The sequence below is a fragment of the Paraburkholderia nemoris genome, assembly GCF_905221015.1.
Taxonomy (GTDB): domain Bacteria; phylum Pseudomonadota; class Gammaproteobacteria; order Burkholderiales; family Burkholderiaceae; genus Paraburkholderia; species Paraburkholderia nemoris.
Map to the genome: position 1 here is coordinate 138,098 of NZ_CAJNBO010000021.1, position 23,247 is coordinate 161,344.

Consider the following 23,247-nt stretch of genomic DNA (forward strand, 5'->3'; position numbering starts at 1 on the left):
TTCACCGGACTGTTTGTGGCAGACGGCAAACCGTACTTGCGCGCAAGTGTAGGCCATCAAATTAAATTGTGGGACTTTTTTGAGGAAGTGGGATGAACACTAATAGCGTTTATCCAACAAGAGCCGATTCCGGCTGGAAAGACAGGCCGGAGAGCACCAGCCCATGCGGGTTTCCGCTAGGTATGCCTATCGTCTAACAGCACGGTCTAAAGCTTTTCGCGTGTTAAACCGTTAATGTTTCGAATAGGCTTTTTGCGTAAAAACAAAGCGCGCCGCAGTTGCCGCGACGCGCGTCTGAGCCATGCCGAATCAACGCTCGAGCGCGCCGATCCGTGCTGCCACAGCATGCCATTCCTGCTCGAGTTGTCCAACCAGTTCGGCAGCGCCAAGGCCTTCCCGGCGCTTACGGCCAAGCGGCGCGCCCTGGCCTGACCATAGAGACAGATAGTCGCTGTTATCCGCGCGGCTCGCGGTTTGCCGCAACTCCTGCGTCAAGGCGTTTTGCACCGGATAAGGCGCGACCTTATGCGCCGACTCGCTCAAACGTTGCATCAACGGATTGCGTATGCCGCGCGCATGGCGGCCGGTGATCGCGCGCGTCACGGAGGTCGAGGTATCCGACATCGAACGCACTCGGGTTTTCCATGCCTGCGGTATCGCACTCTCCAGACAAGTGAGGAACGCCGTGCCCATTACCGCGGCTTGCGCGCCGAGCGCGAGTGCGGCGACGATGCCGCGTCCGTCCATGATGCCGCCCGCGGCCAGCACCGGCAGGCCGGTCGCATCGACGAGTTGCGGCACGAGCGCCATCGTGCCGACCAGCGCCTCCTCGAATGCGCCGATGAAGGTGCCGCGATGCGCGCCCGCCTCTGCGCCTTGCGCGGCGATTGCATCTGCGCCCACGTCGCGCCAGGCGACACCCTCGGCAACATGCGTCGCGGTGCCTATTACATATAGGCCGTTTGCATGCAGACGGGCGACGTCGGCGGCTGAGAGCAATCCGAATGTGAAACTCGCCACCGGCACGCGCAATTCAATCAGCGTTTCCAGTTGCGCGCGGAAATCCGGCGCATAGCGTTCGAGCGGTTGACCCGGCGGCAAACCGAGATCCTTGCGCAGTGGATCGATTGCTTCGAGCGCGCGGCGCACGGTGGCTTCTTCCGGCGCGGCAGGCTCCAGTACAAACAGATTCACGCCGAAGGGGCGATCCGTCAGCGCGCGAATCGCCGCGACTTCGCTCGCAATCTTCTCGGGCGACAGTGCCGCCGCCGCGAGGAAGCCGAGACCGCCGGCATTCGATACTGCCGCCACCATCGCCGGCGTCGTCGCGCCGCCGGCCATCGGCGCCTGCACGACGGGCACCTGCAATTCGAAGCGCGCCGCAAACGGCGTCACAAAACTGCCTTCATTCATGATCGATTTCCTCTCCGGCAAAGCGCTCGCAACATCGACGAGCCAGGACTTTCGACTCTACCGAGCCATGCGCGCGCGGAGAAATGAATTATCGAGAATGTTTCAATCGCCTTACGAGATCATCGCCGTGCGGCGGGCGTTGTCAGGCCGCGCGCGGCCTCACTGCAAGCCGTTTCTTTTGATGGCAAACTGACCGCCCGTCTCAGGCATTCAGGCCTCTGGCAATCATTCAGACCGACCCCGCGCATCAACGCACGAGTAAATGGAGAGCAACATGAGCACGACTTCCCGCTGGATCGACATTCCCGCCGGCAACGACAGTTTCGGCGGCTATCTGGCGCTGCCCAAAGGCGGCAAGGGACCGGCCGTCATCATCATTCAGGAAATCTTCGGCGTGAACAGCCACATCCGCTCGGTCGCGGATCAGTATGCGCAAGACGGCTACGTCGCGCTTGCACCGGACATTTTCTGGCGCGTCCAGCCGCGCGTCGAATTGACGTATGACGGCGCAGATCGCGAGAAAGGCATCGAGCTGATGCAGAAGACCAATGTCGACCTGGCGGTGGCCGACATCGGCGCAGCCGCCGCGGCGCTGCGCGCGATGCCGGAAGTGACCGGCAAGATTGCTGCGATCGGTTTCTGCTTCGGCGGCCAGCTCGCGTATCTGGCAGCCGCGCAAGGCTCGCTCGACGGCGCGGTGGCGTACTACGGCGGCGGCATCCAGAACAAGCTCGATCAGGCCGCGAAGATCAAAGTGCCGATGCAATTCCACTACGGCGAACTCGACGCGCATATCCCGCTCTCGGCTGTCGGCCAGATTCAGGAGCGCTTCGCCGGCCGTGCCGATGCGGAATTCAATATTTATCCGAACGCCGATCACGGCTTCAACTGCTCGGACCGCGCGTCATATAACCAGCCCGCTGCAGCGCTCGCGCATGGCCGCACGCTGACCTTCCTCGGTGAGCGGCTGTAACTTCGCGGGTTTAACTCACGTTGTAACCGGCGCCTGTCACTCACGGCTTTGATCGGCGCCTATAACTCGCACCTGTACCTGGGTTACTCTCTCGAAGACGACGTGCCATCGGCGCGTCGTCTTCTTCCATGCGCACCGATGAACCGGGAACAACCCCACGTCCAGCCAGGCCGTTCATCATGCGTATAGGCAACCGGCAGATTCAACACTCGATAGCGAGGGTCCCTCCGTCGTGCAATCAGACTATCTCGCCCATGACGCCATCGGCCTCGCCGAACTGATTCGAAACCGCGAAGCAAGCGCACGGGAGTTGCTGGACATCGCGATCTCCCGCACCGAGGTCGTCAATCCCGCGATCAATGCGATTGTCCTGAAGGACTACGACGCCGCGCGTCAGCGTGCCTCGCGTGATGATGCGAATCGAGCGAATGGCGCGAACCAAACCAATGACGGAAGCACCCAAGCAGCGCTCGCAGGCGTGCCCTATCTGATCAAGGATCTGGGCGCAGCGGTCGCCGGGCTGCGCATGTCGATGGGCAGCCGCCACTATCGCCATTTCATTCCTACCGAGGACGCACCGGTCGTCGCACTCGCAAAGGCGGCCGGCCTCAACATCTTCGCCAAGACCAGCACGTCCGAACTCGGTCAGATGCCTTATACGGAGCCCGAATTGTTCGGCGCGTGCCGCAATCCATGGAATCTCGACCACACGCCTGGCGGTTCGAGCGGCGGCGCTGCCGCGGCGGTCGCCGCGGGCATCGTGCCGCTCGCGCATGCATCGGACGGCGGCGGCTCGATCCGCATTCCCGCTTCGTGTTGCGGACTGTTCGGCCTCAAGCCTTCGCGCGGACGTGTGCCACGCGCAACACCGACTCCCGCAGTCGGTGAGCTCGGCATCGATCACGCGGTATCGCGCAGCGTGCGCGACAGTGCGTTGTTGCTCGATCTGCTGGGCGGCAACGCGGACAGACCGCTCGGCGCACCGGGCACTTTCCTTGGCGCGAGCCGCGAGCCATGCAAGCCGCTGAACATTGCCTACGTCACCGATTCGATGCTGGCGCCCTCGCTCTCCGCCGACTCGCTCGCCGCGCTCGAAGACGCCGCGCAACTCGCCAGTTCGCTCGGGCATAACATCGAACCGGTGTCGCTCGGCATCGATTTCGCGTCAGTCCGCCATGCGTTCCTGATGCTCTGGTCAGTGACAGCGGAAGAGATGGTGCTGCACGCCGATCGCATCACCGGCCGCAAGCCGCAGCGCGACGAATTCGAAATCTCGACGTGGGCAATGGCGCACGTCGGCCGCAAACTCGGCGAGCGGGGCTTGCCCAGCGCGCTCGAAGAACAGCGTCGCATCACCGAACGTCTCACCGATTTGCTGAGCCGCTACGACGTGCTTCTGTGCGCGACGCTCGCCGGCGCGCCGATCAAGATCGGCGAAATGCATCCCACCTCCGCGGAGCGCATGCAGATGCGCGCCGTCACGGCGATGCCGCTCGAAGCCCTGATGAAGAAGCTCCTGACCGAAGCGTCGAACAAGGCGTTCGCGTGGGCGGGATGCACGGAGTTGTTCAATCTGAGCGGGCAACCGGCGATGTCGGTGCCGCTCTACTGGAACGCGCGCGGGCTGCCTATCGGCGTTCAGTTCGCTACGCGCGTTGGCGGCGAAGCAACACTGTTGCGACTGGCCGCGCAACTCGAAGCGGCACGGCCGTGGTTCGCCAAACGGCCGCCGTTGATACCGGCGCGCAGCTAGGCGAACCGGCGCCGCTCGACTGAACGCTCAAGCCGGTTTGCGCCGTGCGTCGAGATCCGCGTGGCGCTTGCCGGGAATGCACGCCACTGCCACGATCGACAACGCCAGTCCGCCCATCACGTAGTAAGTCGGCGCGAGCGGCGAACCCGTAGTGTTGATGAGCCACGTCACGACGAACGGCCCGAAGCCGCCGAACAGCATCACCGCGACGTTGTACGCGAGCGATAAGCCGATCGAGCGCACGTTGGCCGGGAACAGTTCGGCGATCAACGCGCCGAACGGCCCGTAGTATCCGGACAGCGCAATCGACAGTAGCGCCTGCACGAGAATCAGTTTGGACACGCTCGGCTCCGCCGCGAGCCACGCAAACAGCGGATAGATGATCACAAGCGTCAGTACCAGCGACCACAGCGAAAGTCCCTTGCGTCCGATCCTGTCCGACCAGGCGCCCGTCAACGGTGAGAGCACGGTGAGCAGCAGATTGCCGACGATCACCGCGTAAAAGGATTGCGCATAAGGCAGCTTTAGTTGTTTGACCGCGAAGGTCGGCAGATAGCTGATCAACACATAGATCGTCACGGTAAGCGCGATCACCGCGCCGAGTCCGCACAGCACGTCGCGGCTATGGCTCCTGAACACTTCGCCGAGCGTTGCGCGCCGCGCCGTTTTTTGCGCAAGCAGAAAGGCTTCCGAATCGGAGAGATGCCGGCGGATATAAAAGCCGATCGGCCCGATGATCAAGCCCAGAATGAACGGTACGCGCCAACCCCATGACTTCAGTGCCTCGGGCGAGAGGCCGTGCGTGATCAACGCGCCAACCACGGCACCGAGCAGCAGCGCCGCGGCCTGGCTCGCCATCTGCCAGCTGCCGTAGAAGCCGCGCTTCGAGAACGGCGCCGCCTCGATCAGTAAAGCCGTAGAACTGCCGAATTCACCACCGGCGGAAAAACCCTGCAGCAAGCGCCCGAGTACGATCATCAAAGGCGCGCCGATGCCGATCGCCGAATACGGCGGGGCAATCGCCAGCAGCAGAATGCCGAGCGTCATCAGCGCGATGACGAGCGATAGCGCCGCCTTGCGTCCCGCGCGATCCGCGTAAAGTCCGAGTACGATGCCGCCGATCGGCCGCATGACGAATGCGACGCCGAAGGTTGCGGTAGTCAGCAGCATCGACGAATAGTCGTTCCCTGCCGGAAAGAACAATTGGGCGATCACCACCGTGAGGAAACCGAACACGGTGAGGTCATACCATTCGAGTGCGTTGCCGATCACAGCCGCCACGACGGCGCGCGTGTTGAGGCTCCGTGACGCTGGTGCCATTCGAATCTCCAGCCTGCGAAAAATGTCGCGTGGGACGGCGTCTCAGCGTAGATGTGCTTCAGCGTGCGTGAGTGTTTAGTGCACCCTGGCGCGAGCAAGAAAAAATAATGCCCGCCGCAGCGATCGCATTGGAGTGTAAAGAGCGCGCAAGCTGTTTTCAAGCAACAAAAAGGCGCCTGTCGCGCAGGGCGGCAGACGCCTCGATGATCGGACCGCAGTCCGGCGCCGCAATGTTGCGGCGCACTTACCGCGACACTGAATGTGTGTGCGGCTAAAACGGAATCAGGCCTTCTTGTTATATGCGCTGCACCAACCCTTGCTCGCGACCTGCTTGCCCGCGAACATCGGGCAGCCGGCGTAGGCGTCGGTCGGCTTGCCTTGGTAGAAGCTGCAGTTGCCGCAGTCCTGGCCCGCTGCGTATTTCGCGAACTTGGCCTTGTCGACTTTGCTCGCGTCAGCCTTGTAGCCGAGCGCTTGTGCGGTTGGGTCGGTCTCGGCGACCTGCGGTGCGTCGGCGAAAGCCTGGCGCGACAGGGCGAACGTGGATGCCACACCAATGCTGGTGATCAAAAACGTACGACGGGAAGATTTCATGGGGACTCACTCCATTTATATTGAACTGATCGCCGTTCTGATGACAGCGGTCCCCAAGGATAGCAATGAAGCCGTCGCGCGTGACAGCCCAAATGATAGAGATAACCGAATTGGTACTACTCCGTGCGCACGTTACGCATTCGGAATGCCGGTTGATCGCACGACCTGAGCGGCGGGGCGAGAACGTGAGAGGTGCGACAATTAAGCGCGCCCACTCAGCTCGCAGACACGCTGAGCGATCGCGAGCGACGCCGTCAATCCAGGCGACTCAATCCCGAATAGATTGACGAGCCCGCGCACGCCATGCGCGGCCGGACCTTGAATCACGAAATCGGCAGCGGGCTCGCCTGGCCCGGAAAGCTTCGGACGAATCCCCGCATACGCGGGCTGCAACGCATCGTCGGGAAGCGCGGGCCAGTAGGCGCGAATCGCCGCGTAAAAAGAATCCGCACGATGCGGATCGACGTCGTAATTAATCGCATCGACCCATTCGACGTCCGGACCGAAACGCGCCTGGCCGCCGAGATCGATCGTCAGATGCACGCCGAGGCCGGCTTCGTTCGGCATCGGATAGATCAGACGGCTGAACGGCGCGCGCCCCGAGATGCTGAAGTAGTTGCCGCGCGCGAGATAAAGCGGCGGCACATGCCGCGCGTCGAGGCCGCGAATCTTGCGCGCCAGCGCATTCGCGTACAAGCCGGCGCTGTTGATCACGCAGGCGGCGCTGATCGTGGTCGGCGCGCTGCCGCCCACCTTGATGACGAAGCGGCCGTTGCTCGCTTCGATCGCCTCGACCGGCGCATGGAACGCACACACCGCGCCGTCGCGCTCGGCGTCGCCCTGAATCGCCAGCATCAACTGGTGACTATCCACGATGCCCGTCTGCGGCGAGAACACGGCCTCCACGCATTCGAGCGCGGGTTCGAGCGCTTGCGCCTGGTCGCCGTTGATCCGCATCAGGTCGAGTACGCCATTGTCACGGCCCTTCGCCATGATGCTTTCGAGCTGAGGAACCTGATTGCGCGAGGTGGCCACCAGCAGTTTGCCGCAGCGCGAATGCGGCACGTTGTGCTCGACGCAGTAGTCGTAGAGCATCTCGCGGCCGCGCACACAAAGCGCCGCTTTCAACGAACCGCGCGGATAGTAGATCCCCGCGTGAATCACTTCGCTATTGCGCGAACTGGTGCCCACACCAATCGCTTCGGCCGCTTCCAGCACGATCACCTCGCGCCCGCGCGCCGCCAATGCGCGCGCCACGGCAAGACCGACGACACCAGCGCCGATCACTACACATTCGATCTGATCCATGTCCCTTGACGCGGCTGACCTCGCCGCGCGCTGCCTCGTTCACCCGATATACATGAAGACAGGGTACGGCTATCGAGGACCGCACACCGCTCGCTGTCGAACGCACCTGGCCTTACGCAACCGCTATACAAAATTGTACGACGCCGCACAGACAGAAATGCCCGCAGTCGGACGACTGCGGGCATTCGGTCTTGAGCAGGGCTTAAACGTATGGGCCGGACAAGATCAGTGTACGCCGTCGACGATTGTCGCGCTCGATTCTTCGTGCGCGCGATGGCATCGCCCCGCCTCCTCAGAGCGTTGCCGGCCATAGCGGCCACCTTGCCGCCGGACGCCTGTCCGGCGGAAGACAGACCGACCCAAACCCTCCGGAATCGTGAAACTCGCAACAATTGCTGCGACATTCATCCTGTTTTAAGTGTCGAACCGCCTGTTTCGTGTTCGCAGAAAGCCGTCCGAAGACGGTTTTCTGCCAAAAACAGGGCAAAAACGCTCAAAAACCGATCGGTTTCCGCCGATTTCCGTAATCCAGGCGGATGTCGCCGGCTCCGATCAGATCTCGCCCGTCGATGCGCGCTGCGCCGAAGCCGTTCAGAATCGCGCGCCGCATTTCACGCGGCGAGGCCAGCTTCAGCGCATCGAGCGCGGCGTCGCCGAGCGTTTCGGGAAAACGCAGGCCCCAGTTATGCGCCGAGCGAATCTCGTCGTAGATCGATTGAGCGATACGGCGTGCGCCGTCACGATCCGGCGGTGGAATCTCATACACGTTCATCCGGTTCAGAATCGGCTCCGGGATCGAGCGCTCGTCGTTCGCGGTCGCGATCCAGATCACGTGGCCGGCATTGATCGGAATCTCCGCGAATTCGTCGATGAACGTCTGCGCCGTGTCGTGTTCGAGCAGCGCGTAAAGCGCGCCGAGCGGATCGTATTGCGAATCGCCAGTGGCCTTGTCGATTTCGTCGACGGCAATCACGGGGTTTGCGTAGCTGCCGTTCACGAGTGCATCGAACACCTTGCCCGGCTTCGCGTTCTTCCACTGCGACGATGCGCCCGACAGAATCCACCCCGCCGTCAGCGAACTCATCGCCACGTATTGGTACGCGGTGCCGAGCATGCGCGCCAGTTGCTTGGCAAAGTGCGTCTTGCCAATGCCCGGGTCGCCGAGCAACAGGATCGGCATCAGTTCGAGCCGGTCTTCAGTCTCGAGACACAAGGCGACCTGCTTGCGGATGTCGTCGAGTGGTTCCGAAAAATTGGGCAGCGCGTCGATCAGATCGTCGATCGAGGGCATCCGGTTCGGCTTGACGCAGAAGCGCAGATTGCCGGTTTTGAGCATCTTTTCGTACGTGGCGCGCAGCGCCTCGTTCGCCCCTTCGCTGAGCTCGTTCAGCGCGGTCTCGACCTGATCGAGGTCGTACACCCTGCTGAAAGATGCCACGGCGATTTCCTGTTTGACCATTGCTGTTGTCATCGCTCACCCCGTCTGGCTGGTCTTGCTGCTGCGGCGCCTGATGGGCACCGTTTCAAGTCCAGTGTAGCGAGGCCATATTCGCGTGCAAGCCAGCAGTCATGCGGGTCTGCTGCTAACAAGGGCGTGTTTCCTGCGGGGCCCCGGAGGAAGTCCCCTTGAGGATTCACCTTCTCATCGGAAATGGCGTTTTGCTGAACCCGGCCCCGTTTGAAGTGTCAGAAAGGCGTTCAGCCCATCAGGCGTAAGATGGCCTTCTGTCTACTCTGCCGGATGCAGTGACCGGAGAAACCTTCTATGTGGAAAATCAGTATCGTCGGCGTGCTAGCCGCCGCGCTGTTCGGCACTTCGCTGCTTGCGAACGCGCAACAAGGGGCGACGCAGCAGGCCGTGCAATGGCAGCTGCAGGTCATGCGCGACGGCCAGCAGATCGATTCGTTCGACGGCACCACCACCGTCGGGCAGGCGCGCACGGACACGCATCACAAGATGGTCCAGCATAACGTCGGCTGTAAAGACCAGCCTGGCGGCAGCATCGATCTGGCGCGCACGCTGACGATCTCGCCGCTACAGGCGGATGCGAGCGCGGTCACACTGTCGATCGAAGCCCAGGAAACCTTCGAGGAAGACGCCGCGCGACAAACCGACACCGGTTGCAAGTTGCCGCCACAACCGCGTCAGGTGAGCGCGAGCCATCCAGGCCTGAAGCTCGCGCCTGGTCAGTGGGTCAGTTGGACGATCGTCGATAAGAATCCGAACCTGGTTTATCGAGTGCGTGCGAGCCTTGCGACCAGCGCGAACTAGTGCAATGCACACAATGCGAACGGCACGCACCGAAGCGAACAACCCAATCGAACAACCGAAGCCCCCAACAGAACACGTGGACAACGCGGCATGCGAAACCCAGAAGAATTGATCCGCGAGAGCGCAGCGCCCAAGGATTTCATTGCGGTCAGCTGGAATCTGCACAAGGGCCGCACACCGCTCGGCTTTCAGGCCTGGCAGGCGATGCAGCGCTGGGTTCAGTCGACCCACGCGGACGCGTATTTTTTGCAGGAAGCGATGGCGCGGCGCATGCCCTCGCCGATATTGGCCAGTAGTTTCGGCTCGCCGCTCGCCGATCCCTTGAGCGACGTCTGGCACTGTCAGGCCACCGAGATCGCACGCGCGGCCGAACTCGAAATCGCGCTTGGTCCGAATGTCTTCAAGCCGTCGTGGCGGCATGGCAATGCGATTCTGTCGCCGCATCCGCTCGATCTCGGCGGACGCTGGGATATCTCCGCGCATCGCTTCGAAAAGCGCGGACTGCTGGTGGCGCGCGCGACCTTCGGTGGTCATTCGGTCACGCTGCTGTGCGCGCATCTCGCGCTCACGCGCTCGGCGCGCTTGCGGCAGATGAACTGGATCGCGCACTGGATCGCGAAGGAAGCGCCGGAAGGTCCGTTGGTGCTGGCCGGCGACTTCAACGACTGGCGCAACGACTCGGTGCCGCTCTTTGCCGAACACGGCCTGCAGGAAGTGGCGACGCTGCTCGGCGAAGCGGGCCGCACGTTTCCGGCCTTCTCGCCGGCGCTCGCGCTCGACAAGATGTTCGTACGCGGCATGGAGCCGGTCGAATGGATCCAGCCGACGCAGGAGACTGCGTGGCTATCGGATCATTTGCCGTATATGGCGCGGTTGCGAGTCGGGTGAACGTGAAGCCGGCAGCATAGTTGCTGACCTACGCGCACTAATCTCTTCGCGGCGTCCAGTTCAGCGCCGCTGCGATCTCCTCACCCGGCTGCAACACGCAGCCGCCCACCTGCTCCCGCATGCCCACCGCGTTGAAGCAATCGGTCGTATTGGTCACCGGTTCCACGCACAGTTGCGCATCGTTAGCGGGCGCGAACACCACCATGTGATCGAAGGGCGCATCGGCGGTCATCGTCAGTTGACGGTGTTCGTCAGGCCATGCAATCGTCGCCTCGCGCGACCAGTTGGCGAAGTTGTTGTCGAGCGCGAACGCGTCCGGCGACATGCCGTGGCGCAACGCCTCGACCGCGGGGTGTGGACCGAGATGCGTGGGCAGCACATCAGCGTCGGCATGCCACATGGCTTGCACTTCGGCGTAGACGCGGGTCCGCGCGGTGCGTGGATAGTATGGGTGATGGCCCATGCCGAAGGGCATCGGCCGGTCACCAAGATTCTGCGCGGACAGCGTGATGCGTAGCGCGCCGCCGATCAACTCGATGCGCTGTTGCGCGCGATAACGGAACGGCCAGTCGCCGGGCTGCTGCAAATCCGGTTCGTGTTCGAAGTGCAATTCCACGGAGCTCTCCGTGCGCGCCCCCACCTGCCACGGATGCCGCCACGCGTTGCCATGCAGCGCATGCGTAAAGCGCAGGTCATTGCCGTTCAGATCGACTGTGCCGCCGTTGAACTGGAAACGCGCGTCGCGAATCCGGTTGCAATAGGGAAAGAGCGGAAAGCTCGCCATGCGCAGCGGATCGCGTTGATCGAACGCTGCTTGCGTGGCTGGCCGCAGCCAGTGCAATGGGCCTTCTGGCGTCGACTCGTAGTAAGCCGCCAACGCGCCGCCGACTTCCGGTGCAACCACCACATGCATGGCGCCGGCCGTCAGCGTGACAAGCGACGGCGCGATCGCGGGGTCGTCGAGCCACGTAAGCCCAGTTGCGAGCGGCCGGATCGGATTCAAGGAAACGTCGCGCATGGTCAGAAAAGGCGGGGCCTCAGGCGGATGGCGGCATGAACGCCCATCGATCTCTCCTATGACGTGCCGCGCACAGCGCGCGGCCGGCGGAACCCTCAAGGTCCGCGCGACCGAGAATCGCACGCCAAAGCGCATCGGTCAATATTATTAGTAATAAATTCATCAAGAATAATCGATTCTTGCCTTACCAAATCTCCCAAATGGCGGGTTAGCGCGCGTTGCCGCGCGCATATTATTAGTGGTACCGTCAGCATCACGAATGCCACCGGCATGCCCCTGCTTTAGCGCCGCTGCAGCGCGGCCCGCACAATGAAAAAATCGACTCAACGCCGCCCGACCATGACCGACATCGCCAAGCTCACCGGCGTGTCGCAATCCACTGTCTCGCTCGTCCTGAACAACGCGACCGGCGCAAAATTCTCCGAGACCACCCGCAACAAGGTGCTGAAGGCCGCGCACGACCTCGGCTACCGGCTGTCGCTGCGCGAACCGGTATCGGTTTCGGCCGATGAACGCAACCTGATCGTCTATCTGGCTGACGAGATTTCCACCAGTCCGCATCCGGTCGTCAACGTCGACGGCGCGCGCGATGCGGCCTATGCGAGCGGCAAGATGCTCGCCGTCTACTCGACGCACGGCAACGCCGATATCGAAAAGCAGGTACTCGACGCGACGCTGTCGAACCCGCACGTATTCGGCGTGATCTACGCGACCGTCTACACCCGCAAGGTCACCTTGCCGGCGGCGCTCTCGCAGGTGCCCACCGTGCTGCTGAACTGCTACACGAGCGAAGGCGGGTTGTCATCGGTGGTGCCGGCCGAGGTCGCGGGCGGCCATCTGGCGACCGACTACCTGCTGCAGTCGGGGCATCGGCGGATCGGCTATATCAACGGCGAACCGTGGCAGGACGCCTCGAAAGACCGCCTCAAGGGCTATCGCACGGCGCTCGCCACCGCCGATCTGCCGTACGCGCCGGAACTGGTCCGCGACGGCGACTGGAGCTCGGGGGTCGGCTTTGAAATGACGCTCTCCCTGATGCGCGAGGCGCACCCGCCGACCGCCATTTTCTGCGCCAACGATCTGACCGCGCTGGGCGCGATCGAGGCTCTGAAGCAACTCGGCCTGCGCGTGCCCGAAGACGTTTCCGTGCTCGGCTACGACGACCAGGAAATTGCCCGCCACACGCACCCGCCGTTGTCGACCGTGGTGCTGCCGAACTACGAACTGGGACGCTGGGCCGTCGAAACCCTGCTGCAGGAAGAACACAACCGCGCAGCGGGCGCACCGGTGCGGCATCGCCTCGTCAAACTCGACGGACCGCTCGTCGAACGCGGCTCGGTCAGGGTAATTACCGAGGCAGAAAAGCCAATAATTAATATTATTAGTGATTGACCGATAATAATTCCCAGTGGAATAATCGGCACGTCCGGTCAGGGTGAAACAGCTCGGCCGACAGGAGAAACACTAAAAAGCAAATACACCTCACCAGGTACTGGAGGAAGACAATGGCGTCGCTCAACACGCAGTCGCGCAAGCACGCGCGCAAGCAGCAGATTCGTCCGCTGGCAGGTTCGCTGCTGGCTCTGGCAATCGGGTTCGGCGTCGCCACTGCGCACGCCGACGACGCGTTGCCGAAATTGGCCACCAAGACTCCGCTGAAGGTCGGCTTCGCGCAGACCGAAAGCAACAATCCGTGGCGTCTCGCGGAAACCAAGAGCTTCAAGGACATCGCCGCGAAGTGCGGCTGGCAGGTCGTGATGACCGACGCCAACGGCTCCAACTCCAAGCAGGTCTCTGATATTCAAAGCATGATCGCGCAGCACGTCGATCTGCTGGTGTTCCCGCCACGCGAAGAAAAGCCGCTTGCACCGGTCGTGCTGCAAGCTAAAAAGGCCGGCATTCCGGTGATCCTGGTGGACCGTGACGTCGATCAGTCGGTGGCCAAAGCGGGCCGCGACTACATCACGTTCATCGGTTCGGACTTCATCGATCAGGGGCATCGCGCCGCTGACTGGCTCGTCAAGGCGACCGGCGGCAAAGCGAAAATCATCGAACTCGAAGGCACCACGGGCGCGTCCGCCGCGAACGACCGCAAGAAGGGCTTCGACGAAATCATCGCGAAGAATCCGGGCATGACGATCATCGCCTCGCAAAGCGGCGACTTCGCGCGTGACAAGGGCCGTCAGGTGATGGAAACGCTGTTGCAGGCGCACCCGGAAGTGACCGCCGTCTACGCGCATAACGACGAAATGGCGCTCGGCGCGATCGCCGCGATCAAGGCCGCCGGCAAGCAGCCTGGCAAGGACATCCAGATCGTCACGATCGACGGCACCAAGGGTGGCATGGACGCGATCGCCGCCGGCGAACTCGGCGCAAGCGTGCAGTCGAGCCCGTTCTTCGGCCCGCTCGCCTGCGACGTCGCTCAACGTTACGCGAAGGGCGAAAAGATCCCGACGTGGGTCAAGGTCTCGGACCGCTTCTACGACAAGAGCAACGTGCAGCAGAGCATGCAGTACGGCTATTGATCGACAGCCGCCGTCGTACAAGCGGTTGTGTAGCTTGAGGGCAGCGCTTTAGCGGAGTGTCCACGCGCTCCGCACCTCGGAGAGAGCCTCTTCGAGGGCAGTGCCCGCAGGACGTCTCCGCCCCGAATCAATCTCCTCGGGGGGCGGGTGACGGGAAGGGTTCGGAGCGACGCGTTCGTGGCAGCACGGACCGTCGCTTCGCTTTTATGCGGCGTAACATGGTTCGACGACACCGCCTGCATGGAGCCCGAACGAACGGCCACAGCGGCTCGCACTGCCGAGCGTATGCAACGCATGCAGTTCATGGAGCGCATGAGGCAGCACGTGAAGCAGCACACGCATCAGGAGGACACCCGTGACGGAATCCGGCACGCAGACACCGCACTCTCCCCTTACCCGTTCGCCGCTGCTGGAGATGCAGGACATCGGCATCAGCTTCGGCGGCGTCCCCGCGTTGCGCAGCGCCAATCTGAGCGTGGCAGCCGGCGAAGTGCACGCGCTGATCGGCCAGAACGGCGCCGGCAAATCGACCATGATCAAGATCCTGACCGGCGCGTATCGGCGCGGCTCGGGCAGCGTGCGCTTCGAGGGCCGTGAAGTCGATTTCCGCACGCCGAAGCAGGCGCGTGAAGCCGGCATCAGCACGATCTATCAGGAGATCAACCTGGTGCCGTTCCGCTCGGTGGCGGAGAACATTTTCCTAGGCCGCGAGCCACGCCGCTTCGGCCTGATTGACTGGCGCGCGGTGCAGCAACGCGCCGCCGCCCTGCTCGAATCGTTCGGTTTGCAGATCGATGTGAAGAGACCCGTCGGCCGCTATTCGACCGCGATCCAGCAGATGGTGGCGCTGGCGCGCGCCGTCTCGTCAGACGCGAAAATGGTCATCATGGACGAGTCGACCTCGTCGCTCGATGAACGCGAAGTGGAATTGCTCTTCACCGTGGTGCGCAAACTGCGCGACGACGGCCGCGCGGTGATCTTCGTCTCGCACCGGCTCGACGAACTGTATGCGCTATGCGACCGCGTCACCGTGATGCGCGATGGTCAGACGGTCGCGCAAAGCACGATGGCGGAGATGGACAAGCTGCAACTCGTCACGACGATGCTCGGCCGTACGCTCGCCGCCGTCGTGCACGAAGACGCCGCTGCGCGTGAAGCGAACCTCGCGCGTCGCGGCAAGCAGGCGATCGCTGCGACGCACCTGAGCGCGCATCCGAAAGTGAGCGACGTATCGCTTGAAGTGCACGCGGGCGAAGCAGTGGGTCTCGCGGGCCTGCTCGGCTCGGGCCGCACTGAAACCATGCGCCTGATGTTCGGCGCCGATCCGCTCGAGCACGGTTCATTGTCGATTGGCGGAGAAGCGGTGGCATTGAAGTCGCCGCAGGACGCGATCGCGCGTGGCTTGGCTTACCTCACCGAGGACCGCAAAGCCGAAGGCATCGTCCCCGAACTCTCGGTGCGCGACAACCTCACGCTCGTCTGCTTGCGCACGCTGGCGAAGAACGGCGTAGTCGACGTGAAGAAACAGCAGGTGATTGTCGACCGTTTCATTGCGTCGCTCGGCATCAAGCTGCGCTCGGCCGATCAGCCGATTCGCGAACTCTCGGGCGGCAATCAGCAGAAGGTCCTGCTCGCGCGTTGGCTCGCTGCCGAACCTTCGCTACTGCTGCTCGACGAGCCGACGCGCGGCATCGACGTCGGCGCCAAAGCCGACGTGGCCAAGATCGTGCGTGAACTGCGCGATGCGGGGCTCGCCGTGCTGCTGTCCGCCTCCGAACTCGAGGAGCTGACAGCGGTCGCCGACCGCGCGGTGGTGATCCGCGACGGCCGCACCGTCGCCGAACTGAACGGCGCCGACATGAGCGATACCGCCATCATGGACGCCATCGCCTACGGCAGCGAAGGCCAATCGCAACTGGTCGAAGCCGCGCAATCCGCACATATCGAAGACGCGTTGGAGGGCGACCGTCATGGCGCTTAAGTTGCACACCGAGTCGCTACACACCCAAGCCACGCCGCCTATGCAGGACGCAGCCACATCACGCGCCACGGCCGCATCGACGGTGAAGAAATGGCGGCACCTGGCCATGCAACGCGAAGTGATCGTGTTGCTCGCCATGGTGCTCTTCAACCTGATCTTCACCCCGCACTTCTGGTCGCTGCAAACCTTCAACGTCAACATGACGCAGGTGGTGACGATCGTGATCGTCGGCATCGGCATGACGCTGGTGGTGGCGACAGGCGGCATCGATCTGTCGGTGGGCGCATCGATGGCGATCTCGGGGGCGCTCGCGCCGATGCTGTTCCTGAATATTCCAGGACCAGGCGGTATCGCGCTCGCGTTTGTGCTGCCGGTGCTGGCTGCCGCCGCGTGCGGCGTCTTCAACGGCTTGCTGGTGACGAGGCTATCCGTGCAGCCGATTGTCGCGACACTGGTGCTGTTCATCGCCGGGCGCGGCATCGCCCAGGTCGTCACCGACGGCAGCCTGCAGGCGTTCAACACGCCCGCCTTCCAGTGGATCGCCTTGGGCAAGGTCGCCGGCGTGCCGTTCCAGGTGCTGCTGATGCTTGCGCTAGTCGTACTGTTCGCGTGGATCGTGCGCAAAACGCTGTTCGGCCAGTATCTGCTGATCACCGGCGGCAACGAAAAGGCCGCCTATCTGTGCGGTGTGCCGACTGCCACCGTCAAGCTGATCGCATACACGTTGTGCGCCGCGCTCGCAGGCTTAGCGGGGCTGATCTCGATCTCGGTAAATTCGTCCTCCGATGCGAACGTGGTGGGGCTCGGCGTCGAACTCGATGCGATCGCCGCGGTGGCGGTTGGCGGCACGGCGTTGACGGGCGGCAAGGCGTATATCGGCGGCACGCTGATCGGCGCGCTGATCATCCAGTTACTGCGCTATACGCTGCTCGCGCACGGCATTCCCGACGCGGCGGCGCTGGTCGTGAAGGCCGGCATCATCGTCGCGGCGGTTTATGTGCAGCGGCGCTCGCGCTAACGCCTCCAGGACACTTCGGATCCGATGCGATGAAAAAGAACCTTCCTATCCTGCTTGCTCTTGTCGCGCTGATCGTGCTCGGGATCGTGCGCTACGACCACTTCGGCTCGGCCTACAACATCACCTCGTTCTGGCGCTACAACTCGATGTTCGCGCTGATCTCGATCGGCATGGCCTTCGTGATCATCACGGGCGGCATTGATCTGTCGGTCGGCACGGTGGCCGCTTTGGCGAGCGTGGTTGCCGCGTTGACCAGCGCGTACGGCGGCTGGGTCGCGGTCGTGGCCGGCTGCGCGGCGGGCACAGCCGTCGGCGTGCTCAACGGCCTGATCATCACCCGGCTGAAAATCCTGCCCTTCATCGTCACGCTCGCGACCAGCCTCGGCGCGCACGGCGTCGCGCTACTGCTCGGCAAGAACGATGCGGTGTCGATCGCCGCCGACTCGAACTTCGGCAACTTCGGTCAAGGCGATCTGTTCGGCCTGCCGATCCCGGGGATCGTCGCGGCCGTCGCCGCGATCGCCGGCTGGCTCGCGCTGCGCAGCACGCGCTTCGGGCGGCATTCGCTGGCCATCGGCGGCAGCGAGGAGGCGGCGCGGCTGATGGGCCTGAACGTCGACCGCACGCTGGTGATGGCTTATGCCGTGAGCGGCCTGCTCGCCGGCATGGCGGGCGTGATACTCGCCGCGCAGTTCGGCGCAGGGCAACCGAACGAAGGCGTCGGCTGGGAGCTGTTCGCGATCTCCGCAGTGGTGCTCGGCGGCACCTTGCTCACCGGCGGCGAAGGCTCGATTGCGATGACGATCGCCGGCGTGCTGCTGCTTGGGCTGGTGTTCAATCTGCTGAATTTCGAAAACGGCTTGGGGTTCATCAGCCTGTCGGCGTACTGGCAATCGGTGATTCGCGGGGTGTTCCTGTTGCTGGTGATCGTGCTGCAGGCGAGAGTGCTGAAGCAGCGCGGCAAGAAGCGCGTGGCGGCTCCGGCGTAATCAAAACAGGAAACACTGGAATCCTTATTTCCCGGTGGATTTCGGCTCTTCCCTCGGGCGCCAATCAGCCTTTGTGTACCAACCCGACAACGCCAGGCAGCGCGAACATAAGTGCGCGCGCTCGCCCTGCCCATGTCGCCTTTACGGCCCAATTTCCTCACCTTTCGCACCGACCTCCCGCCCTTTTGCCAGTTTTATCAGCAGGGTCAATGCTGCGGTGCACGGCGGGTTTCGGTATCATCCTGAAAATGTTGCCCGCGCGGGGCGCCTATCCGGCGCATGCCGGACAGCCGATGGCAGCCGCCCTACGCGGTGTTCGCCCATCGCCGTACCCTTGCTGAAGCGCGGCTGCAACCACGCCAACGTACTTCGCGGCGCCGATCGTCACAACCGCCGGCGCCGACGCTTCCAGGTCCGGTAACCCGCTTTACCACGCTCAACCGCCGCGCCAGAGCCCTCGGGCAGCGGGCGCGGTAAAATAGCGGATTGCGCGTGATTCCCGATCTCGGGTTAGCGCAGCATCGCCCTTGCCGTGCCGGCCGGCTAAAACGACTGGCCGCCTTTGTTTTCGCACTATCCAAGAAGCCATGAGCAACCTGAATTCACAAACAGTCCTGAGCGTCCATCACTGGACCGATACGCTTTTCAGCTTCACTTGCACGCGCGATCCGTCGTTCCGTTTCGAAAACGGCCAGTTCACGATGGTGGGCCTCGAAGTCGACGGCAAGCCGCTGATCCGCGCCTATAGCCTTGCGAGTGCGAACTACGAAGAGCACCTCGAATTCCTGAGCATCAAGGTGCAGGACGGCCCGCTCACGTCGCGTTTGCAGCATTTGAAGGTCGGCGACGAAGTCCTGATCGGCAAGAAGCCGGTCGGCACGCTGATGGCCGACAACCTGCTGCCGGGCAAGACGCTGTGGCTGCTGTCCACCGGCACGGGTCTCGCCCCGTTCATGTCGATCATTAAAGATCCGGACATTTACGAGCGCTACGAGCGCGTGGTCCTGACGCACACCTGCCGTTTCGTCGACGAGCTGGCGTACAAGGAATACATCACGGACCACCTGCCGGCGCACGAGCATCTGGGCGAGCTGGTGCAGGAAAAGCTGCTGTACTACCCCACGGTGACGCGCGAAGCGTTCCAGAACCGCGGCCGCATCACCGAACTGATCGAAACCGAAAAGCTGTTCGCCGACCTCGGCGTGCCGGGCTTCTCGCTCGAAGACGACCGCGTGATGCTGTGCGGCAGCCCGCACATGCTGCGCGACACGCGCAAGCTGCTTGATGACCTCGGCTTCGAGGAAGGCAGCAACAATGCGCCGGGTCACTACGTGGTCGAAAAGGCGTTCGTCGGCTAGCCGAACGCGCAAATTGAGCGGCCCACGCCGCGCAATCAACAAAAAGGAGCCTTCGGGCTCCTTTTTTGTTGCGCAGTTACAAATTGCCGCCATCACCCTGACATTTGATGTCAGCATTCTTCCTACAATATCAGCGCCGCAGGACATCAACCATTGCGTCAAATGTAGGCGCTAACCCTTGGTGCACCTGCATTTTTTTCTTTTTTTGAGATATCATCGCGGCGCACGATTAGTCGGATTAATATGACACCCATCGTACGGTCGACTTGTTACTGAATGTAAATTTCGTTACGCCGCGCCGTAGCAATTTGTCCATCGCGCACAACGCGTAACGGACATCACTGGAGGCCAGAGATTCGCATGCGTTCTTTCGTCTTCGCGCCGCCGATGCGCACCCGCTTCGCCGTTCGCACTGCTTCCTGAGAGGGAAAGTCATGGATACGTCGACCGTCGTCCCGTTTAGCGCCCACATTCCGTCTTCACTTGCACACACCGCGCCGTCCTCGGCTGCTGAGCGCGAACTCGCGCAATTGCGCGCCCGCGTGCGCCAACTGTCGGCCGAGCTCGTTCAGGCGCAGGAAGCTGCCTGCCGCCATGTGGCGCGCGAGCTGCACGACGGCGTCGGCGCCGAGCTGACCGCGACGCGTTTCGCCCTTGCCGGCGTCGAAACCTGGCTGCCCGCCGATGCGCCGCCGCAGTGCGCCGCCGCGCTCGCCGTTGCGAATCGTTCGCTCGACGCCGTGTGCGCCGCCAGCCGCCAAGCCGTCGCGGAACTGCATGCGCCGTCGCTCGAAGCGGGCATTGTCGGCGCGCTCGCGCAATGGACTGGCGACTTCGCCGCGCGCACGAACCTGCGGACGAGTTTCGTCTGTGCTGCCGATGTGCGGCTCACACGCCTGCCCACCGACGCGGCACTGGCCGTATTCCGGGTCGCCCAGGAAGCACTGAACAATATTGCCAAGCACGCGCGCGCCGAATCGGCCGACGTGCGGATCGAGGCCGGCCGCCGCCACCTGAGCTTGATCATCAGCGACGACGGCATCGGCTTGACGCGCACCGCCCGCAGCCGTCGCGGCCATTTCGGGCTGAGCGGCATGCAGGCGCGCTGCGCCGCCTTCGACGGCACGCTGCGGATCAGCGCCCGGCGCATCGGTTCAGGCCGCGGCGACAACGACACCGCGTCGCGCGGCACGCTCGTGCAGGCGCGCTTTGCGTGGGATGCGATGCTGGCGAGCGCTCCAGGCGCCGAGCGTCGTGCGTTGCAATCGTGAGCACGCCATCATGAGCCTGCGCATCCTCCTCGCCGACGACCACGCGGTGGTCCGCCAGGGCGTCCGCCAGTTGCTGCTCGACCGCGGCGTGGCGCGCGAAGTCACCGAGGCGCAAACCGGCGCCGAAGCGCTCGAGGCCGTTTCCCAGCATAGCTACGACGTGGTGCTGCTCGACATTTCGCTGCCGGACATGAACGGTGTGGAAGTGCTCAAGCGTTTGAAGCGCAAGGCACCGCGCGTGGCCGTACTGATGTTCTCGATGTACCGCGAGGACCAGTACGCCGTGCGCGCGCTGAAGGCCGGCGCCGCCGGCTACCTGTCGAAGACCGTCGACGCCGCGCAGATGATCGGCGCGATCCAGCAGGTCGCGGCGGGCCGCAAATACGTCAGCCCGGCCATGGCCGAAGCGCTGGCGGACTACGTCTCCTTCGACGGCGAACAACTGCCGCACGAAAAGCTCTCGGATCGCGAATACCAGACGCTATGCATGCTCGCGTCCGGCAAGCGGCTGACGGATATCGCCATGACGTTATCGCTGTCGGTGAAGACGGTCAGCGTGTACCGCACCCGGCTGCTCGAAAAGATGAAGCTGCGCAATAACGCCGAGCTGACCTTCTATGTGATGAGCAACCGTCTTGTCGACTTGAATCCGGCGATGGCCGGTTAAAGCTTTCTTCCCCAGACCGCTAAATAGCGTCCGACCAGCACGGGCGCAATTCCGCCCGACCCGGCATGCACCGCGCGAAAACCTTTCCGCCGCGCGCTGTGCGCAAACAAACATCACTGCCGAATCGCTTTCATCAAGCATTTTCCGCCTCCTCTTCAGACGCTAAAAACACCGTCCCAAAATGGTGCAGACGCGCGCATCCGTTAAAATCGCGGGTTTCCCCTGACATCGGCGCGCAAGATGCGTGCACTACTGGAGACCCACCGCCAATGTCCCTGTTCCGCAAGAAGAGCGTCGAGCACATGATCGCCGCGAGCGCTCAGAACGCCGGCTTGAAGAAAGCGCTTGGCGCGCTCGATCTGACTTTCCTCGGCGTCGGCGCCATTATCGGCACCGGCATTTTCGTGCTGACCGGCACGGGCGCGGTCCAAGCCGGCCCGGCGCTGATGGTGTCGTTCCTGATCGCGGCGATTGCCTGCGGGTTCGCCGCGCTCGCCTATGCCGAATTTGCCTCGACGATTCCGGTTGCGGGGTCCATCTACACGTATTCGTACGCGACGCTCGGCGAACTGGCCGCGTGGATCATCGGCTGGGACTTGATGCTTGAGTATGGGCTGGCAACGTCGGCGGTATCGGTCGGCTGGTCGGGCTATCTGCAATCGTTGTTGTCGGGCTTCGGCGTGAGCTTGCCGGTTGCGCTGACGGCTGCGCCCGGCGCCTTGCCGGGGCACGAGACATGGTTCAACCTGCCCGCTTTCCTCGTGATGATGGCGATCACGGCGCTGTTGTCGCTTGGCGTGCGTGAATCCGCGCGGATCAACAACATCATGGTGGCGATCAAGGTGATCGTGGTGTTGCTGGTGATTGGCGTGGGTGTTTTCCACGTCACGCCGGCGAACTGGCATCCGTTCATGCCGAACGGCTGGAACGGCGTGTTCGGCGCGGCGGCGGTGATGTTCTTCGCGTTCATCGGCTTCGATTCCGTGTCTTCCGCGGCGGAGGAAGTGAAGGATCCGAAGCGCGATTTGCCGATCGGGATCATTGCATCGCTGGGCGTGTGCGCGGTGCTGTACGTCGCGGTGGCGGCTGTGGTCACTGGTATCGTGCCGTCGGCGCAGTTCGCGAACATTTCGCATCCGGTGTCGTACGCGTTGCAGGTGGCGGGTCAGAAGTGGGTGGCAGGCTTTATCGACCTTGGCGCCGTGCTGGGCATGCTGACGGTGATTCTGGTGATGGCGTATGGCCAGACGCGCGTGATTTTCGCGATGTCGCGGGATGGGTTGTTGCCGGCGCGGCTTTCCCGGGTGCATCCGAAGTATGCGACGCCGTTCTTTACGACGTGGCTCGTGGGGATTTTCTTCGGGCTGATTGGTGCGTTGGTGCCTTTGAATGTGCTGGCTGAGCTGATCAATATCGGCACGTTGGCTGCGTTTTCGATGGTGTCGATTGCGGTGCTGGTTTTGCGGAAGACGCATCCAGAGTTGCCGCGGGCGTTCCGGTGTCCTGGTGTGCCGGTGGTGCCGGTGTTGGCTGTCGCTTCTTGTTTGTTTTTGATGGTGAATCTCCAGGCTGTTACCTGGGTGGCGTTTGTGGTTTGGTTACTCATTGGGATGGTTATCTATTTTGGCTATTCCCGGCGGCATTCCAAGTTGGCGAAATAAAGGTTTTGAGGTTTTTTGCCTTCGCGGCGCTTGTTGTCAGTGTTCCTGGGGCTTTGGCCTTTCCTTGTTTTGTTAGTGGTCTATTAGCGTTGCCCCTGTGCGGGGCGGCACTTACTTCTCTTTGCCGCGGTGTGTGTCAAGGTAGTTGTCGCGTGAACCGTTACGCTGCGTGCTTATACATTTCGACCGACGCGTTAGTTCGCTCCGGGTTCAGATAGACCACGTCTGCCAGGTGCCA

Annotated in this window: 19 protein-coding genes; 13 read left to right on the forward strand and 6 right to left on the reverse strand. The window is 62.8% G+C overall.

Annotated elements, in window-relative coordinates; all coding sequences use genetic code 11:
• Positions 1–309 precede the first annotated feature (309 nt).
• Positions 310–1,413 carry an NAD(P)H-dependent flavin oxidoreductase gene (locus KHO33_RS28870; protein ID WP_200564206.1) on the reverse strand — a complete coding sequence of 368 codons (1,104 nt, stop codon included), beginning with the start codon at positions 1,411–1,413 and terminating at the stop codon, positions 310–312.
• Between the two features lie 274 nt (positions 1,414–1,687).
• Here KHO33_RS28870 and KHO33_RS28875 point away from each other — a divergent pair, with 274 nt between their 5' ends.
• Together KHO33_RS28875 and KHO33_RS28880 are read left to right on the forward strand one after the other, a co-directional pair.
• Positions 1,688–2,386 (forward strand): dienelactone hydrolase family protein, encoded by a 699-nt coding sequence (locus KHO33_RS28875; RefSeq protein ID WP_200564208.1) that lies wholly within the window; start codon positions 1,688–1,690, stop codon positions 2,384–2,386.
• 232 nt (positions 2,387–2,618) lie between these two features.
• On the forward strand, positions 2,619–4,139 hold the full coding sequence (locus KHO33_RS28880) for an amidase (protein ID WP_200564209.1): 1,521 nt from the start codon (positions 2,619–2,621) through the stop codon (positions 4,137–4,139).
• Between the two features lie 27 nt (positions 4,140–4,166).
• On the opposite strand, the gene KHO33_RS28885 is transcribed toward KHO33_RS28880, so the two are convergent.
• The 4 genes from KHO33_RS28885 to KHO33_RS28900 all read right to left on the reverse strand — a co-directional run bounded on the left by KHO33_RS28885 (position 4,167) and on the right by KHO33_RS28900 (position 8,832).
• Positions 4,167–5,459, reverse strand: coding sequence for an MFS transporter (locus KHO33_RS28885; protein ID WP_054037943.1), 1,293 nt, complete (start codon positions 5,457–5,459; stop codon positions 4,167–4,169).
• 282 nt (positions 5,460–5,741) lie between these two features.
• Positions 5,742–6,053, reverse strand: coding sequence for a high-potential iron-sulfur protein (locus KHO33_RS28890; protein ID WP_054037945.1), 312 nt, complete (start codon positions 6,051–6,053; stop codon positions 5,742–5,744).
• 201 nt (positions 6,054–6,254) lie between these two features.
• Entirely contained in the window at positions 6,255–7,361 is a 1,107-nt protein-coding gene (locus KHO33_RS28895; protein WP_054037947.1) for an NAD(P)/FAD-dependent oxidoreductase, read from the reverse strand.
• A 493-nt stretch (positions 7,362–7,854) separates the two neighbouring features.
• Positions 7,855–8,832 (reverse strand): AAA family ATPase, encoded by a 978-nt coding sequence (locus KHO33_RS28900; protein ID WP_200564211.1) that lies wholly within the window; start codon positions 8,830–8,832, stop codon positions 7,855–7,857.
• A gap of 294 nt (positions 8,833–9,126) precedes the next feature.
• Here KHO33_RS28900 and KHO33_RS28905 point away from each other — a divergent pair, with 294 nt between their 5' ends.
• Positions 9,127–9,633 (forward strand): hypothetical protein, encoded by a 507-nt coding sequence (locus tag KHO33_RS28905; protein WP_054037949.1) that lies wholly within the window; start codon positions 9,127–9,129, stop codon positions 9,631–9,633.
• A gap of 90 nt (positions 9,634–9,723) precedes the next feature.
• Positions 9,724–10,521, forward strand: a complete 798-nt coding sequence (locus tag KHO33_RS28910) for an endonuclease/exonuclease/phosphatase family protein (RefSeq protein ID WP_054037951.1) — start codon at positions 9,724–9,726, stop codon at positions 10,519–10,521.
• Positions 10,522–10,558: 37 nt separating this feature from the next.
• Here the strand turns inward: KHO33_RS28910 and KHO33_RS28915 are convergent, their stop codons facing one another.
• Complete coding sequence (locus tag KHO33_RS28915; RefSeq protein WP_054037953.1) at positions 10,559–11,539, reverse strand: aldose 1-epimerase; 981 nt, start codon at positions 11,537–11,539, stop codon at positions 10,559–10,561.
• 339 nt (positions 11,540–11,878) lie between these two features.
• Between KHO33_RS28915 and KHO33_RS28920 the strand changes: the two genes are divergently transcribed.
• From KHO33_RS28920 to KHO33_RS28960, 9 genes are all read left to right on the forward strand, one after another.
• Entirely contained in the window at positions 11,879–12,931 is a 1,053-nt protein-coding gene (locus KHO33_RS28920; RefSeq protein ID WP_175052178.1) for a LacI family DNA-binding transcriptional regulator, read from the forward strand.
• 113 nt (positions 12,932–13,044) lie between these two features.
• The gene (locus KHO33_RS28925) at positions 13,045–14,064 is read left to right on the forward strand and encodes an ABC transporter substrate-binding protein (RefSeq protein WP_154558902.1); all 1,020 of its coding nucleotides are present in this window, start codon (positions 13,045–13,047) and stop codon (positions 14,062–14,064) included.
• 415 nt (positions 14,065–14,479) lie between these two features.
• Positions 14,480–16,045 (forward strand): sugar ABC transporter ATP-binding protein, encoded by a 1,566-nt coding sequence (locus KHO33_RS28930; RefSeq protein ID WP_234480492.1) that lies wholly within the window; start codon positions 14,480–14,482, stop codon positions 16,043–16,045.
• Between the two features lie 40 nt (positions 16,046–16,085).
• Complete coding sequence (locus KHO33_RS28935; protein ID WP_200564252.1) at positions 16,086–17,063, forward strand: ABC transporter permease; 978 nt, start codon at positions 16,086–16,088, stop codon at positions 17,061–17,063.
• 29 nt (positions 17,064–17,092) lie between these two features.
• Positions 17,093–18,052, forward strand: coding sequence for an ABC transporter permease (locus KHO33_RS28940; protein ID WP_200564215.1), 960 nt, complete (start codon positions 17,093–17,095; stop codon positions 18,050–18,052).
• Between the two features lie 587 nt (positions 18,053–18,639).
• Positions 18,640–19,410 (forward strand): ferredoxin--NADP reductase, encoded by a 771-nt coding sequence (locus KHO33_RS28945; protein ID WP_093644879.1) that lies wholly within the window; start codon positions 18,640–18,642, stop codon positions 19,408–19,410.
• Between the two features lie 434 nt (positions 19,411–19,844).
• Positions 19,845–20,681, forward strand: a complete 837-nt coding sequence (locus KHO33_RS28950; RefSeq protein WP_200564217.1) for a sensor histidine kinase — start codon at positions 19,845–19,847, stop codon at positions 20,679–20,681.
• A 10-nt stretch (positions 20,682–20,691) separates the two neighbouring features.
• Positions 20,692–21,348 carry a response regulator transcription factor RqpR gene (gene rqpR, locus KHO33_RS28955; protein ID WP_175051820.1) on the forward strand — a complete coding sequence of 219 codons (657 nt, stop codon included), beginning with the start codon at positions 20,692–20,694 and terminating at the stop codon, positions 21,346–21,348.
• A 269-nt stretch (positions 21,349–21,617) separates the two neighbouring features.
• Positions 21,618–23,009 (forward strand): amino acid permease, encoded by a 1,392-nt coding sequence (locus KHO33_RS28960; protein WP_093644885.1) that lies wholly within the window; start codon positions 21,618–21,620, stop codon positions 23,007–23,009.
• The last annotated feature ends 238 nt before the right edge of the window (positions 23,010–23,247 follow it).